The organism is Neobacillus vireti (assembly GCF_036962345.1).
GTDB lineage: Bacteria > Bacillota > Bacilli > Bacillales > Cytobacillaceae > Neobacillus > Neobacillus vireti_A.
Window position 1 is genome coordinate 101148 of sequence record NZ_JBALNB010000012.1, and the last position, 14388, is coordinate 115535.

Consider the following 14388-nt stretch of genomic DNA (forward strand, 5'->3'; position numbering starts at 1 on the left):
TAGAAGCCCGCCTTTTAAAAAATGTCCGGATAAATAATAAGAGCCCAATTCGTATAGGAATTAGGCTCTTACGTATGTTAAAAAACATTAATTGCGGATTAGGTAATCGAATGCACCTAAGGCTGCAGTCGCACCTGATCCCATTGAGATAATGATTTGTTTGTAAGCACTGTCGGTACAGTCGCCGGCTGCAAAAACACCAGGGACATTTGTAGCGCCATGCTTATCGACAACGATTTCTCCGAAGCGGGTACGTTCAATACTATCGCCTAACCAATCAGTGTTTGGTACAAGACCGATTTGAACAAAGATACCCTGCAATTCGATGTGCTTCTCTGCTCCAGTTTCACGGTTAATATAGGTAATACCATTTACTTTGTCAGTACCGGTAATTTCCTTTGTTTGCGCATTGGTAATAACCGTTACGTTTGGCAGACTGTTCAGACGATCTTGCAGAACAGAGTCAGCTTTCAACTCTGGTGCAAACTCAAGAACAGTTACATGATTCACAATACCTGCAAGGTCAATGGCTGCTTCAATACCGGAATTACCGCCGCCAATTACAGCTACGTCTTTTCCTGCAAACAATGGACCGTCACAGTGAGGACAGTAAGCTACACCTTTGTTCTTGAACTCAGCTTCCCCTGGGACGTTAACATTACGCCAACGGGCACCAGTTGAGAGGATGACAGCTTTACTTTTTAGAATCGCGCCGTTTTCAAGTTCGATTTCAACGAGATCTCTCTTTTCCAGACGCTTGGCACGCTGTAAATTCATCACATCAACATTGTATTCCTTGACATGTTCTTCAAGACTTGCAGCCACTTTTGGACCTTCTGTATATTTCGTACCGATAAAGTTCTCAATACCCATTGTGTCCATCACTTGACCGCCGAAGCGTTCAGCGACTAGACCGGTACGAATGCCTTTACGTGCCGCATAGATTGCAGCACTAGCACCCGCTGGTCCGCCTCCGATTACAAGTACGTCGAATGGTTCCTTATCAGAAAGCTCGGATGCATCTACACCAGAACCCATCTTTGCAAGAATTTCATCAACCGTCATGCGTCCGCCGCCAAAGTTTTCTCCATTTAAGAAAACAGTTGGAACAGCCATGATGTTTTTGCTTTCAACCTCTTCTTTATAAGCTGCTCCGTCAATCATGGTATGAGTAATACCAGGGTTGAGAAGGCTCATTAAGTTTAGGGCTTGGACAACATCAGGACAGTTGTGACAAGTCAAGCTGATGTAGGATTCAAAGTGATATTCACCTTTAATCGCTTTAATTTGATCAATAACTTTTTGATCGACTTTCGGTGCTCTTCCGCTGACTTGCAAGAGAGCCAATACTAATGAAGTAAATTCGTGTCCTAGAGGTATACCAGCAAAAGTTATGCCAGTATCTTCGCCGATACGATTTACACTAAAGCTTGGTGTTCTCTCTAATTCTGTATGCTCAACCTTAATGTTCGAGGACATGGCAGCTAGTTCGTCTACTAACAGCAGCATGTCGCGTGATACATCATCGGAACCAGCGCTGACTTTGAGAAGGACTTCGCCTTCCATCATATTAAGATATTGGGATAACTGTGCTTTAATATCTGCATCTAGTAACATGAAATCTACTCCTTAAATTTTTCCTACTAGGTCAAGGCTTGGCTTAAGTGTTTCAGAACCTTCTTGCCATTTAGCTGGGCAAACTTCGCCTGGATTGTTGCGAACATATTGTGCTGCTTTAATTTTGTTAACAAGTGTGCTTGCATCACGGCCGATACCGTCTGCGTTGATTTCCATCGCTTGTACTACGCCGTCTGGATCGATGATGAAAGTACCACGTTGTGCAAGACCTTCTTCTTCGTCAAGTACATCAAACGCACGAGTAAGTCTTTGAGATGGGTCACCAATCATTGTATATTGAATTTTGCCGATAGCTGGTGAGTTGTCGTGCCAAGCTTTGTGTGTGAAATGAGTATCAGTTGAACAAGAATATACTTCTACACCAAGATCTTGTAATGTTGCATATTCGTTTTGCAGGTCTTCTAATTCAGTAGGGCAAACGAATGTAAAGTCTGCTGGGTAGAAGCAAACAATGCTCCATTTACCTTTAAAGTTTTCGTCTGAAACAGTGATAAAATCTCCATTTTTGTATGCGTTAGCTGTGAATGCTTGTACTTCTTTACCGATTAATGACATGATTAATTTCCTCCTAAGTATATGTTTTGTAAATTTTTCCTCAAATAAAATAAAACCTAAATTAGAATAATTCTAATACAATTGTTATTATCGTATAGAAGCAATTAAATGTCAACTAGAATGTTTTGTTTTTCGTTAATTTGTTTTTAGAATCAACTCTAATTTTAATTCAAGCCAATATTCTTATTTAAGGTCTGTTTTTCTCATTAACACATTATTTATGTAACTAAGTGAGAAAAATGGGTAAGTCTTTATTATTCGCTAAATCTTGAGAAATGGTATTTCCAAATTTTTCCCATTCTCTTATACTGAATTTAGAAAACAAACATGCAAAATTAAGAAGGGGGCGTCGATAAGTGGCGGGGATTTTTACAAAAAAGCCAGACTTTATCATATCTGAAAAAGGATTAAGCACTGTTCAGACAATTTATATAGGAGGGATACAGCAATCGATATTATTGCAAGGGGAGAATCTAAATAATCCCATCCTATTAGTTGTACATGGCGGTCCCACTATGCCGCTTCCTGGTGTTTCATCAAAAGGGCGTGATTATACTATCGTCACCAATACGAGGGAATTAGTGAAGCATTTTGTTGTTGTTTTTTGGGATCAGCGCGGAACAGGCAAGTCTTATCATCAAAACATATCGCCAGAGTCTATGAATATCAACCAATTTGTCTTAGACGCCAATGAGCTTACTGATTATTTAAGACAGCGCTTTAATAAAGAAAAGATCTTTCTGGCAGGGCATTCATGGGGCTCAACGATTAGTTTAGAGCTTGCAGCCAAATATCCGGAGAAGTTTTATTCCTATGTAGGCATATCACAAATTGTCAGTTGGACAGAAAATGACAGGTTGGCGTTAAAGTGGATAAAGGAAGAGGCAAAGCGGAGGGGAAACAATAAAGCATTACTAGAGCTAGAATCGATTGGTGAGCCCCCATTTGTAGAAAGTTTTCAGCAATGGGGCGTTTTAAGAAAATGGCAGAGAAAATTTAATACACTGATTTATACCGATAAAGATGTAAAGCATCCAGGATTACTTGGAGTTTCAAAACCTATGTTTCAATCCGAAGATTATACACTAATGGACATTGTCCATTCGTATTATCATGGTTTCAAGCTCATTTACACGCAAGCATTCATCGAAGAATTGGCAGAGAATGATTTTTTCAAAAGTGTTAAGGAAATGGAAATGCCTGTTACTTTCATACATGGAAGAAAGGATTTTCATGTGCATGGAAGTTTAGTAGAAGACTATTTCAAACAGTTGAATGCAAAAAAGGGGAAGAACTTTATTTGGGCAGAGAAATCAGCACATTTATTCCATCCAGATGATACGAGAATCATAGAACAATATTTTATAGAAGAATTAAGGCACCTTAAATAGGAAGAAAAAGGATTGCCAAACTGATTTACATAAAATAATAGTAGTTATTCGTCTTCTTTTAGTCTTGTTCAAACTTCCGCCATAACATTTCAAACAAACTGTGAACTTAACACTACACCCATGTTATTAACTGTTGAAATCCACTATAGTGTAAGTATAGAGAACAAGATAAATTTGAAAGAAGGAATGAAAAATGTTTAATCATTTTTTAAGAGAAAATAAAGTTTCAGCAGCTATTTTAACAATTATTCGTTTATACCTTGGCTATGCTTGGTTCACAGCAGGTTTTCATAAAATTACTGGCGGATTCGACGCTTCTGGATTCTTAAAAGGAGCAATTGCAAAACCAGTTACTGGTCCAGATGGCAACATGGTGTACGGCTGGTATGTAAACTTCCTAGAAAGCTTTGCACTGCCAAACATCGATGTCTTCAACTTCATCGTTCCTTGGGGCGAAACATTAATCGGTTTAGGTCTTATGCTTGGATGTTTAACAACAGCAGCAATGTTCTTTGGTCTAGTCATGAACTTCAGCTTCTTCTTAGCAGGAACTGTTTCTCATAACCCAACTGATATTTTCTTAGGCTTCATCATCTTGACTGCAGGTTACAACGCAGGCCGTTACGGCTTAGACCACTGGGTGGTACCATTCATCCGCAAAACAGTTGGAAAAGGTAAGGCAAAAGCAACTGCATAACAGGTAACAAGGTGATTCGTCCCCCTCGAATCGCAAATATATAATACACAAAGACGATTCGTTCCCCCCGAATCGTCTTTTTTTTCAAAGTTTAACAATAGGCAGGAATATGATAAGAGTGGTATTGTCGAAGGATAAAGAAAATGGATTGACAAATATAAGAATTTGATAAACCAAAATAGTTCAATCCTCTGGTTATTCCTTTTATCTTAGCTACTTTATTTGTCATGTACAATTCTCCAATTGTACATTAAACCTCTAATTTCACTCGCTTTAATACTCTTTAATTTTAAAAATTTGTCAGAAGTTCAAAAGTATAAATAATTCGTACTTGGCCTCGATTATGTATACCCATGTTGTGGATCTATTAGATTTTAAGTAGTTTTTACATATATATATATAGGTAGGAGAAGGGATACTATGGGATTTGAGAAGAATACCAGACCTTTTTGAATACTCACTTGCAGGCAAGAAGCGGTGAACGGTTGGGGCGCTTAAGAGAAGGTCACAATCAGGCTGAAATGTTGTTCTTGAAGCAAGTGTGGTGGCCAGCATTTTACCATTTCAAATATCTCATCCAGAATATGAAGTTGATGATTTCAAGGATGGCAAAAGGTATTTGGACTTTGCTTATATTCGTCCCGCCATCCGAATTTGCCTTGAAGTCGACGGATATGGCCCTCATCTAAAGAACATAAGTAGATGGAAATTTTCAGACAACTTGGAACGTCAAAACCAGCTAGTGATTGATGGATGGACTGTGATCCGCTTTTCTTATGACCAAGTGAATGAGAAACCTCGTCGATGCCAACAAATCGTTCAGCAAGTGATTGGGCGCTGGGTGAGTGATGAACTTGACCAGGCAGCACTGTCCTTACTCGAAAAGGAAGTTCTTCGACTAGCGATTCGAAAAGGAGAAGAAATATCCCCTATAGAAGTCGAGAAGTATTTGAATCTAAGTGATAAGACGGTAAAAAATATACTTTCTCAACTAGTCGATAAAAAGATGCTGATCCCCGCATCTGGGACCAAGAGAATCCGCTCTTATCGGTTGGGTGATCAGGTTAAGCACCCGATTGATGAATAGACGGAAAAATTCCGCTTAATTAGAAAATAAGATAAAAAGTTGCTTAAATAGACGGAGAAATTCCGCCTATTGACTAGAAAATGATGAAAATAAACGATTTTGCAATGAATAACCGGAAAAACTCCGCTTATTTCCCTAAAAACGCACTCCATTCTGCATTTAACCGGAAAGTCTCCGCTTATTTTACTTTTACTAGGTTCCTCATTTGAGGAAAAACCCCCTTAACTAAAAGGAAGTAGATACGCTACGGTTTCTCTGTTCTTTTACTGCAAAAAAACACTGCAATCCCTTATCATATAAGGTGTTGCAGTGTTTTTAGTGTTAGTTCAATATGGTTACCTTTAATTGTTTTCTTCCAAAATTGATGGCATCTTGTTTAGAAGGAATAAAGACATCAATTTTATTTCCTTTAATGGCTCCGCCAGTATCTCCGGCGATTGCTTCACCATAGCCTTCTACATACACTTTACTTCCCAACGGGATAACAGATGGATCAACGGAAATGACCTTTTGATTTGGATTTTCTATAAGGTTAATTCCAGTAGCCGTAATACCGGAGCAGCCTTCACAAGAAGCGGTATAGGCTGTTGCTTCAACGATAATTTCTTTTGATTCAGGTGCAGCGGCTTCTACTGCAGGGGCACTTTCAATTGGTGCCGGCGCTACTGCTGGCGCTTCCGCTGCAGGAGTACTTTCAGACGGCGCAGGAGTTGCTTGTGCCTCAACTACAGGCGTACTTTCTGTTTTTGTTGGTGGTGCAGGTTGTTCTGATTTATTTGTTAAAGAAATAGTAGTAGGTTTTAAACCTTCAAAGATTACTAGATTTAATCCAGGATGGATCAAATCGCTATGTAATTGATTCCATTCCTTCAGTTGTGGAACTGTTACTTGATGTGCCATTGCTATGTCCCATAAGGTGTCGCCTTGTATAACCGTATAGCGTTTTTCAGGGGCAACGGTTAGTACATCCCCAGGATGTATTAGATCTGATGTAAGATTATTTAACTTTTGGATATATTCCACAGACATGTTGTTTGCACGCGATAGAGCCCAAAGAGTGTCTCCTTTTTGTACTGTAATCGATGCAGCTTGAACATTAGCACTTACAGTTACTGAGAGTACAGCAACTGCTAAAATCGATACAAATTTCTTAAGCATTCATTTACCCTCCATGTTCTTTGGTTGCTAATTTTTAATAATCGTAACATAGAATATTCCGAGAAAAAGAACAGGGAGGTGTTAATTCGATTACAACCATGGCGATTATATTGCAATACTATTTCTAAGGTTAACTAAACTCTATAAAGTCAGTCGTTAAAAGGAAGTGTAAAAGTGTTTCGGGGAGCTGCTATCTAGTAAATAGTTAGATTTTTATGATAATTAATGATTGACTTCAGTAGATTGCATATGTAGAGTTAATAGTAATTTAATAGGAAGACCACTAGGGGAGCCATTTATGGCTGAGACAGGAATGATCCTGGACCCTTTGAACCTGATCTAGTTCATACTAGCGTAGGAAAGTGGAGTCTGTGTCAGGATATTGTCAATTATTCTACCGCTCCATTTTTGGGGCGGTTTTTTCGTTTTTACCATTTTTTGCTCCAACTAGAGTCTTCCCGTTAATACCAATAAGGGGGCTGATGTTATGAGTTTTTCTGCAAATCTAAGAAATGAAGCAAATCCAATCTTTAATGCGATTTTTGAACATTCATTTGTCCAAGGCATTGCCAATGGAGATTTAAAAAAGGAGCAGTTGATTCATTATGTGAAACAAGACTTTGAATATTTAAATGCTTTTATTCGAATTTATGGAGTAGCAGTTTCGAAGTGTGAGAATCGTGAAGATATGGATATGTTTAATCAGCAAATTTCATTTATCTTAAACAGTGAAATCCATCCGCACAACAACTTTTGTCAAGTTGCCGGTGTGCCATACGAAGAACTACAAGGTTACCCATTAGCACCATCCGCACTTCATTACACACGTCATATGCTTACCGTTGCTCATGAGGGAACATTAGGAGAAATTTTAGCTGTTTTATTACCATGCCCATGGACATATTGGGAAATTGGGAAAAAACTATTACAAGAGATTCATCCGGATCCATCACATCCATTTTATGAATGGATCACTTTCTACGGAATGATTACAGATTCCATTACTACAAAATTTTGCGCGCTATTGGATGAGTGGGCGAAGGACGCACCAGAAAGAGAAAAAGAAAAAATGAAACAACATTTCTTACTAAGCTGTCAGCTTGAATATATGTTTTGGGATATGGCCTATAATCTTGAAGAATGGCCAGTGAAATTGGAGTTAGTAAAAGGATGAGTTTTATCGGGTTTCTTTTATAATTGAAAAAAACAGGCATGATTCAATTTTGATGAATCATGCCTGTTTTATTTTATGAATTTTTTATTGGTATTGTGAAATGGTGAGCAAAATTTCAAAAAGCAACAAAGTTTAAGAAAAGAGCCTTTACAAACAATTTACTCACAATTAACACTATATAACTTGGTACCAAGTTATTCTTATAGCAAAGATAAAGGAGGGACCTGCGTGAAAACTGAGTTACATTGTCATACGAATATTTCAGATTGTCCATTGTCGATTGAGGAAGTCTTGGAGTTAGCTCTTGCACAAGGGGTTTCGCACTTAGCGATTACGAACCATGACACCACGAAAGGTCTTAAAGAGGCAGTTGAAACAGGAAAGAGATATGGAATAGAAGTCATTCCAGGCATTGAGATGTCAGGGTTTGATTTTGAAAGAGGCCGCCGTGTTCACATCCTCGGTTATTTTATTGAACCTGGTCATGATGGGATTGAAACGATTTGTCAACCACTCGTTAACAATAGACACAGAGCCTCGGAGGAAATGGTAGAAAGATTAATCGCTGCAGGATATAAGATCACATGGGAGCGCTGTAAGGAAATTGCTCATGGAGGGACAGGAGTTTACAAGCAGCATATCATGCATGCATTGATTGAAGCAGGATATACCGATTCCATTTATGGTCCACTTTATAAAAAATTATTTAATCGCGGACAAAATGGTGAGAAGCCGGGGATTGCTTTTATTCCAATGGAATATATGGACGCCAAAACAGCAGTTCAGGCGATTCTTCTTGCTGGCGGAGTACCGGTGCTTGCTCACCCGGGTCAGTATGGAAACTTTGAAATGGTGCCGGATTTAGTGGAAGCTGGATTGCAGGGAATTGAGGTTTGGCATCCGTTGCATGATAAGAAACATGAGGAACAAGCCAAACAGCTGGCAAGGAAGTATGACTTAATCATGACTGGTGGATCTGATTTTCACGGTGAATATGGAGAAAAACCTGTACTAATTGGGAGTAAAAGCCCAGGAATGGAGACTTTTGAAGCGTTAGTAGCGAGAAGAGAGCGGACCGGAAAAAAGGAATCATCTAAATAAGGAGCTGAACATTCCTATGCCATTTATTTATCAGCCCAAAAAAGAAAAAAAGTTATCCATCACTCCAAGCTTCGCTGATTCCAGTTATATTATTAATAGTTATGCGGGGGAATGGACTTCGATTGGAGAAAATAATCATATCATCGAGTCGACATTTGGTGATTATACCTACACGATGGATGATGTAACAGTTAACTATGCAGAAATAGGGAAGTTTTGTTCGATTGCGTCCCACGTATGTATTAATCCGGTCCAGCATCCTATGGACCGAGTCAGTCAGCACCATATGACTTATCGAAAGGTAGCATATGACTTTGCCAAGGAGGATGATGAAGCCCTTTTTAATTGGCGGAGGACTCAAACCGTGAAAATTGGTCATGATGTATGGATCGGTCATGGTGCGATTATTATGAAGGGCGTAGAGATTGGTACCGGAGCAGTCGTTGGATCTGGGTCGGTTGTCACGAAAAACGTCGAGCCTTATACGATCATCGTGGGTGTTCCTGGCAAGCCGATTAAAAGAAGGTTTTCAAAAGAAACAGCTGATCGATTACTTGAAATTGCCTGGTGGGATTGGCCAAGGAAAAAACTTGAAGCCCATTTTGATGAATTAAATGATGTAGACGCGTTCCTAAAAAAGCATGGATAAGTGTTGTGACAGTCCTAGTCCTGTATTAGGGCTTTTTCTTAAGGACTAAAAATATGATTCCATCTGTTATCAATAATTTACATAGGCTTAACTTTTATTTTATATTCTGGCGATATACTAGACATAGATTTGATTTCGAAAGGAGCAAAGCCTTGATGTCTGAAAAAACTTTATTAGTAGATCGGTTGATTTCGGAAATACGGGAAGGAAAATATAAACCGAATGACAAGTTACCATCTGAAAATGAACTAGCCGATCTGTATAAAGTACCAAGAATGGTGATTCGAAAGGTGTATGAGCGCCTGCAGGAACTTGGTTATATTTTTTCAAAGCAAGGAAAAGGCAGCTATGTTCAAAATCAAAAACTGCAAATACCGCTTATTTTAACCGGAGATGTGAGTTTTACTGAAAAAATGAAGGAATTAAAGTATGATTCTAGGACTATGAATCTATCCTGTGAAAAAATTCCTTACGATTCTTCCATTTATCATACGTTGCAAGTGAAACTTGAAGACACTGTGTATAAGATTAGCCGATTACGAATCGTTGAGGACTGTCCAATTGCTGTTCATACATCTTTTTTACCTCAATCCCTTTTTGAAAATATTGAGAAGGATGGGAAGGAAATTCACTCTATTTTTGACTATTATCGACAACAAGGATACACAGATTTTCAATCGACGCGCAGCCAATTGAGTGTCGTTTTTCCAAGTAAAGTAGAACGTGACTTATTGAAATGTCCTAGTCTTGTACCCCTTTTACTCTTAGAATCTGGATGTGTAGATAAGAAAACCGGTGCAGTGCTTGAATATTCGAAGATTATGTATCGCAGTGATTGTTTTACCTATGTGATCTAAAGGTGTTGTTATACTGCATAGAGTTCTGAAATGAATAGAGGTTTTTAAAAAATCGGCCATTAAGTTGCCGATTTTTTTTATTTTTAACAAATGTCATTTACAAAACCAATACAAACTTAACTATTCTTTTACGTCCGTTCACTTGGCAACAAGATAGAGTAAAACATGTAGAACAAAGACATTAGGAGGCCTTCGATGAAAAGAAAACGAAGAACAGAGATTTTAATCAATGGCTCTCAAAAACTAGTAGAGGACATGGCCGTTTGTATAAAAGATCAATACCAGGTGAAGGTCATCCAAGAGCCAGAAAGTGGCTTAGTGATGTTGAAAGTCCGAGAGACTTCCCAAAAGAGCCTTTTTTATCCTGGTGAAGTGTTGGTAACCGAATGTAAGGTCCAAATCGATGGAAGAATTGGAATTGGCATTGTGACAGGAGATCAGCCAGAGCTTTCGTATCATCTTGCTGTGATTGACGCCGCGTTTGAAGCGATGCCGCCTGAAACGATTAGGTGGATGGAGCTGCTCCTTGAAAACGAGGAGAAAGTCATTCAGGAGCAGAGAGCTGCCGACAGCCATTCTATTTTAAAAACAAAAGTAAACTTTGAAACGATGGATGTTTAATGAGGAGGAAAAGATTTTGAAACTAGATATCGTTCACGATCTTCAATCTGTTTATCGAAAAATGGTGGATTCTACTTCAAGGCCAGGGCTCATTTCGGATTTGAGGAAAGAGGCGGCATTAGTAGAAGAGGAGGATATAAAAGGCAGCAGTGCATCTGTTTTATTGTTGGCCCTAACCTTATTCGATCAGGAAGTTTCTTTTAAGGTTTTTTCCACTCAAGAGGATACCGCTTCGAAAACCATTAATCAATTAACCTATGCAAAGCCAGCAGAAACAAAAAATGCTGATTATCTATTAATTCTTCAAGATGCAGAAAAAGGGTCGCTTGAAGAGGCAATTATTAATGCAAAGTCTGGGACGTTAAAAAATCCACACATATCTGCCACCATTATCGTTGAAGTGGATTCTGTGACAAGCGGTGAAGCACTATTGTTAAAAGGACCTGGAATTCAAAAACATGAGTCTGTTTATCTGGATATAAAAGAAAACTGGGTGGAAAGCCGTCAGGAAAAAAACAAGGAATATCCGTTAGGGATTGATTTGATTTTTGTTGATCAAAATCATCAGCTTTTGTCATTGCCTAGAACTACACAAATTACCGGAAATAGGGTGATGGTTGAATGGGATATGTAGCCGTTAAAGGTGGAACGCATGCCATTGAAGAGTCAATCAAACGTTTGAAATATGAAAGAGTTCATCACGGACAAACCATTGAGGTAGAAAAAATTAAAGCCGGTATGCGCGGACTAATTGATCAGGTCATGTCCGAAAGCAGTCTATACAATGAAACCTTGGCTGCCATTGCGATTAAACAGGCAGAAGGAAATCCAGAAGAAGCAGTATTCTTGTTAAGAGCGTATCGTTCAACGGTCCCCAGGAAGCATTACTCAAGAGTGATTGAATCACAACTAATGAATGTAGAGCGACGGATTTCGGCAAGCTTTAAAGATATCCCAGGTGGTCAAATTCTTGGGGCAACCACTGATTATACGCACCGGTTACTTGATTTTAACTTAATGGATGAAAGTGACGAAGTCGTCCAGGAATGGCTTCATCAATATCAAAAGGAAAGCTTCCAAGGTGATGAGCAAACGTTAACTTTACCAAAGGTGCTCGATTATTTACGTAAAGAAGGCTTAATCCCCCCTTGCGAAAACAACGATAGTGAACCAGATGATGTGACGAGAGAAAGTCTCGAGTTTCCATCGAGCAGAAGTCAAAGACTGCAAATATTAACAAGAGGCGAAACAGGTGCTGTTACTTCTCTTGCCTATGCGGTGATTCGAGGATATGGAGTAATGCATCCGACTGTTGGCGAGCTTCGTGTGGGCACTTTGCCTGTTACGATTGATCATCCAACAGAAGCTGGTGACGATGATGATGCCTTTTATATTGGAGAAGTAAAAGTAACAGAAGTCGAAATGCTCATGCCTGTTACTGTAGAAAAAGAATATGGAAAAAAGGAAATGGAATTTGAAATCGGCTACGGCCTTGTGTTTGGCCAAAATGAAACAAAGGCGATTGCAATGGGAATTCTCGATAATTGTCTTGAACATCCAAATCTTGACTTTCCTAGTCATAATGAAGAATTTGTTCTTTATCATATTGATTCAGTGGAATCGACGGGCTTTATTTCACATTTGAAAATGCCTCATTATGTTACCTTCCAATCCAAGCTTGACAGCGTGCGGAAAACGAAAACAGAAGCGGTGAAAAATGAGGAAGGACAAGAGGTGAAACGCGGATGAATACAGCCTATAACTTTGCTTTTTTTGACGAAGGTTCAAAAAGAGAAATTAGAAGAGCAACGCTAAAGGCGATTGCGATACCTGGTTACCAAGTTCCGTTTGCCTCAAGAGAAATGCCGATTGGCAGAGGATGGGGAACTGGAGGTTTGCAGTTAACTCTATCGTTAATTGGCAAAATGGATGTTCTAAAAGTCATTGATCAAGGATCGGATGAATCCGTTAATGCCGTCAATATTAAAAAGCTCGTTTCTGATACGACTGGGGTGGAAACAACGGATCATACGACAGAAGCAACCCTTATTCAATCGAGACATCGGATTCCAGAGGTTCCGCTAAAAAAGGATCAAATTCTCATCTTGCAGGTGCCGCTTCCTGAACCACTTCGATATTATGAGCCAAGCGAAAATGAAACAAAAAAGCTTCACGCAGAGAAAGAATATAGTGGTGCTTGGTTGATGCTGTTTGAACAGATTATGAAATATGGAAGTATGACAACAGGGGCGGATCACCCTGTGATGGTCCATGATCGTTATGTGATGGCACCGAGTCCAATTCCACGATTTGATAACCCGAAAATGCATGATAGTGAAGCACTTATTCTGTTAGGGGCGGGCCGTGAAAAGAAAGTGTACGCAGTCCCACCGTATACAAAGGTCGTATCGCTCGATTTTGAAGATTATCCATTCGAGCCAGAGTCCTTTAATGACAAGCATTGCCGGTTATGTGGGTCAACAGGGGTATTTTTAGATGAGCTCGTAGATGAAGGAACGAATGAAACGTTCTATCAATGTAATGATACAAGCTACTGTATTGAAACATTAAATGAAGTCGAACCACTTGGAGTGAAATAAATGGCTGAATTTGAAGTTCCGGTTTTATCGATAAAAAACTTAAATAAGCAGTACGGTAAAGGATGTCTACAGTGCCAAGACGGAGAATCTCTCGTTAAAAATTATTGTCACATTTGTGGAACGGTCTATGCATGTAGAGATGTATCCTTTGATGTTTTTCCAGGAGAGGTTCTTGGTGTTGTGGGAGAAAGTGGCAGCGGAAAATCAACATTGATGCAATGCCTTTATTTTGATCAGGAAGTATCGGATGGAGAGGCCTATCTAGCAGCCTATCATAATGGGGAGAAAAACCTCTTTCAAGAGTCTTCTCAGCAGCAACGCTATATTCGCAATCACATCATGGGGAAAGTCTATCAAAATCCTTTATTGGGTTTAAAAATGAACTTTTCATCGATTGGGAATATTGCCGAGAAGCTCATTGCAGCTGGGCACCAGCATGTAGGCATGATGGAAGATAGAGGGACGGAACTTCTAAATAAAGTAAATATCCCTGTTCATCGCCGAAAAGAGGCGCCGAAAAATTTTTCGGGGGGCATGCAGCAGCGGGTTCAAATTGCCAAAGCTCTTTCCAATCGTCCTCCACTTCTTCTACTGGATGAAGTGACGACTGGATTAGATCTGTCTGTACAAGCGAGTGTCCTTGACTTAATAAAAAGTCTGCAGCGTGAATTAAATATAAGTATTGTTCTCGTTTCGCATGATCTAGGAGTCATTCGGATGCTAGCAGACAGAACCCTCGTCATGTTGGAGGGCAGGGTTATTGAGCAAGGGTTAACGGATCAAATCCTCGAGGACCCGCAGCATCGATATACACAGCAGCTTGTTCATTCATTGTTGTAGGCTGTTTTTGTAATGATGGT

15 protein-coding genes and 1 riboswitch are annotated in these 14388 nt (G+C 39.4%); of the genes, 12 read left to right on the forward strand and 3 right to left on the reverse strand.

Translation table 11 applies throughout. The features are described 5' to 3' along the window. Positions 1–87: 87 nt before the first annotated feature. The gene (gene ahpF / locus V7108_RS15045) at positions 88–1617 is read right to left on the reverse strand and encodes an alkyl hydroperoxide reductase subunit F (RefSeq protein WP_335568676.1); all 1530 of its coding nucleotides are present in this window, start codon (positions 1615–1617) and stop codon (positions 88–90) included. A gap of 12 nt (positions 1618–1629) precedes the next feature. Further along, complete coding sequence (gene ahpC, locus V7108_RS15050) at positions 1630–2193, reverse strand: alkyl hydroperoxide reductase subunit C (RefSeq protein ID WP_335509227.1); 564 nt, start codon at positions 2191–2193, stop codon at positions 1630–1632. Positions 2194–2549: 356 nt separating this feature from the next. Here ahpC and V7108_RS15055 point away from each other — a divergent pair, with 356 nt between their 5' ends. The 3 genes from V7108_RS15055 to V7108_RS15065 all read left to right on the forward strand — a co-directional run bounded on the left by V7108_RS15055 (position 2550) and on the right by V7108_RS15065 (position 5368). Next, positions 2550–3584, forward strand: coding sequence for an alpha/beta hydrolase (locus V7108_RS15055; protein WP_335568677.1), 1035 nt, complete (start codon positions 2550–2552; stop codon positions 3582–3584). 193 nt (positions 3585–3777) lie between these two features. Next, positions 3778–4281, forward strand: a complete 504-nt coding sequence (locus V7108_RS15060) for a DoxX family protein (RefSeq protein ID WP_335568678.1) — start codon at positions 3778–3780, stop codon at positions 4279–4281. Positions 4282–4825: 544 nt separating this feature from the next. Continuing rightward, entirely contained in the window at positions 4826–5368 is a 543-nt protein-coding gene (locus V7108_RS15065; protein WP_335568679.1) for a DNA-binding response regulator, read from the forward strand. Between the two features lie 321 nt (positions 5369–5689). Here V7108_RS15065 and V7108_RS15070 read toward each other — a convergent pair whose 3' ends face one another. Then, positions 5690–6526, reverse strand: coding sequence for a LysM peptidoglycan-binding and 3D domain-containing protein (locus tag V7108_RS15070; protein WP_335509216.1), 837 nt, complete (start codon positions 6524–6526; stop codon positions 5690–5692). A gap of 275 nt (positions 6527–6801) precedes the next feature. Continuing rightward, positions 6802–6904, forward strand: a riboswitch (TPP riboswitch). Between the two features lie 109 nt (positions 6905–7013). Between V7108_RS15070 and tenA the strand changes: the two genes are divergently transcribed. The 9 genes from tenA (at position 7014) to V7108_RS15115 (ending at position 14368) form a co-directional block, all read left to right on the forward strand. Next, on the forward strand, positions 7014–7700 hold the full coding sequence (gene tenA / locus V7108_RS15075) for a thiaminase II (protein WP_335568680.1): 687 nt from the start codon (positions 7014–7016) through the stop codon (positions 7698–7700). A gap of 228 nt (positions 7701–7928) precedes the next feature. Then, entirely contained in the window at positions 7929–8801 is an 873-nt protein-coding gene (locus V7108_RS15080) for a PHP domain-containing protein (RefSeq protein ID WP_335509213.1), read from the forward strand. A 16-nt stretch (positions 8802–8817) separates the two neighbouring features. Then, positions 8818–9450: a DapH/DapD/GlmU-related protein gene (locus V7108_RS15085; protein ID WP_335509211.1), complete on the forward strand. Its 633-nt coding sequence runs from the start codon at positions 8818–8820 to the stop codon at positions 9448–9450. A gap of 155 nt (positions 9451–9605) precedes the next feature. After that, positions 9606–10307: a GntR family transcriptional regulator gene (locus V7108_RS15090; RefSeq protein ID WP_335568681.1), complete on the forward strand. Its 702-nt coding sequence runs from the start codon at positions 9606–9608 to the stop codon at positions 10305–10307. A gap of 195 nt (positions 10308–10502) precedes the next feature. Continuing rightward, entirely contained in the window at positions 10503–10928 is a 426-nt protein-coding gene (gene phnG, locus V7108_RS15095; protein ID WP_335568682.1) for a phosphonate C-P lyase system protein PhnG, read from the forward strand. Between the two features lie 16 nt (positions 10929–10944). Continuing rightward, complete coding sequence (phnH, locus tag V7108_RS15100; RefSeq protein WP_335568683.1) at positions 10945–11562, forward strand: phosphonate C-P lyase system protein PhnH; 618 nt, start codon at positions 10945–10947, stop codon at positions 11560–11562. Beyond that, complete coding sequence (locus V7108_RS15105; RefSeq protein WP_335568684.1) at positions 11550–12677, forward strand: carbon-phosphorus lyase complex subunit PhnI; 1128 nt, start codon at positions 11550–11552, stop codon at positions 12675–12677. The genes phnH and V7108_RS15105 overlap by 13 nt, the downstream gene beginning before the upstream one ends. Then, positions 12674–13528, forward strand: coding sequence for an alpha-D-ribose 1-methylphosphonate 5-phosphate C-P-lyase PhnJ (locus tag V7108_RS15110; RefSeq protein ID WP_335568685.1), 855 nt, complete (start codon positions 12674–12676; stop codon positions 13526–13528). The genes V7108_RS15105 and V7108_RS15110 overlap by 4 nt, the downstream gene beginning before the upstream one ends. Beyond that, positions 13529–14368, forward strand: a complete 840-nt coding sequence (locus V7108_RS15115) for an ATP-binding cassette domain-containing protein (protein WP_335568686.1) — start codon at positions 13529–13531, stop codon at positions 14366–14368. Positions 14369–14388 lie beyond the last annotated feature (20 nt).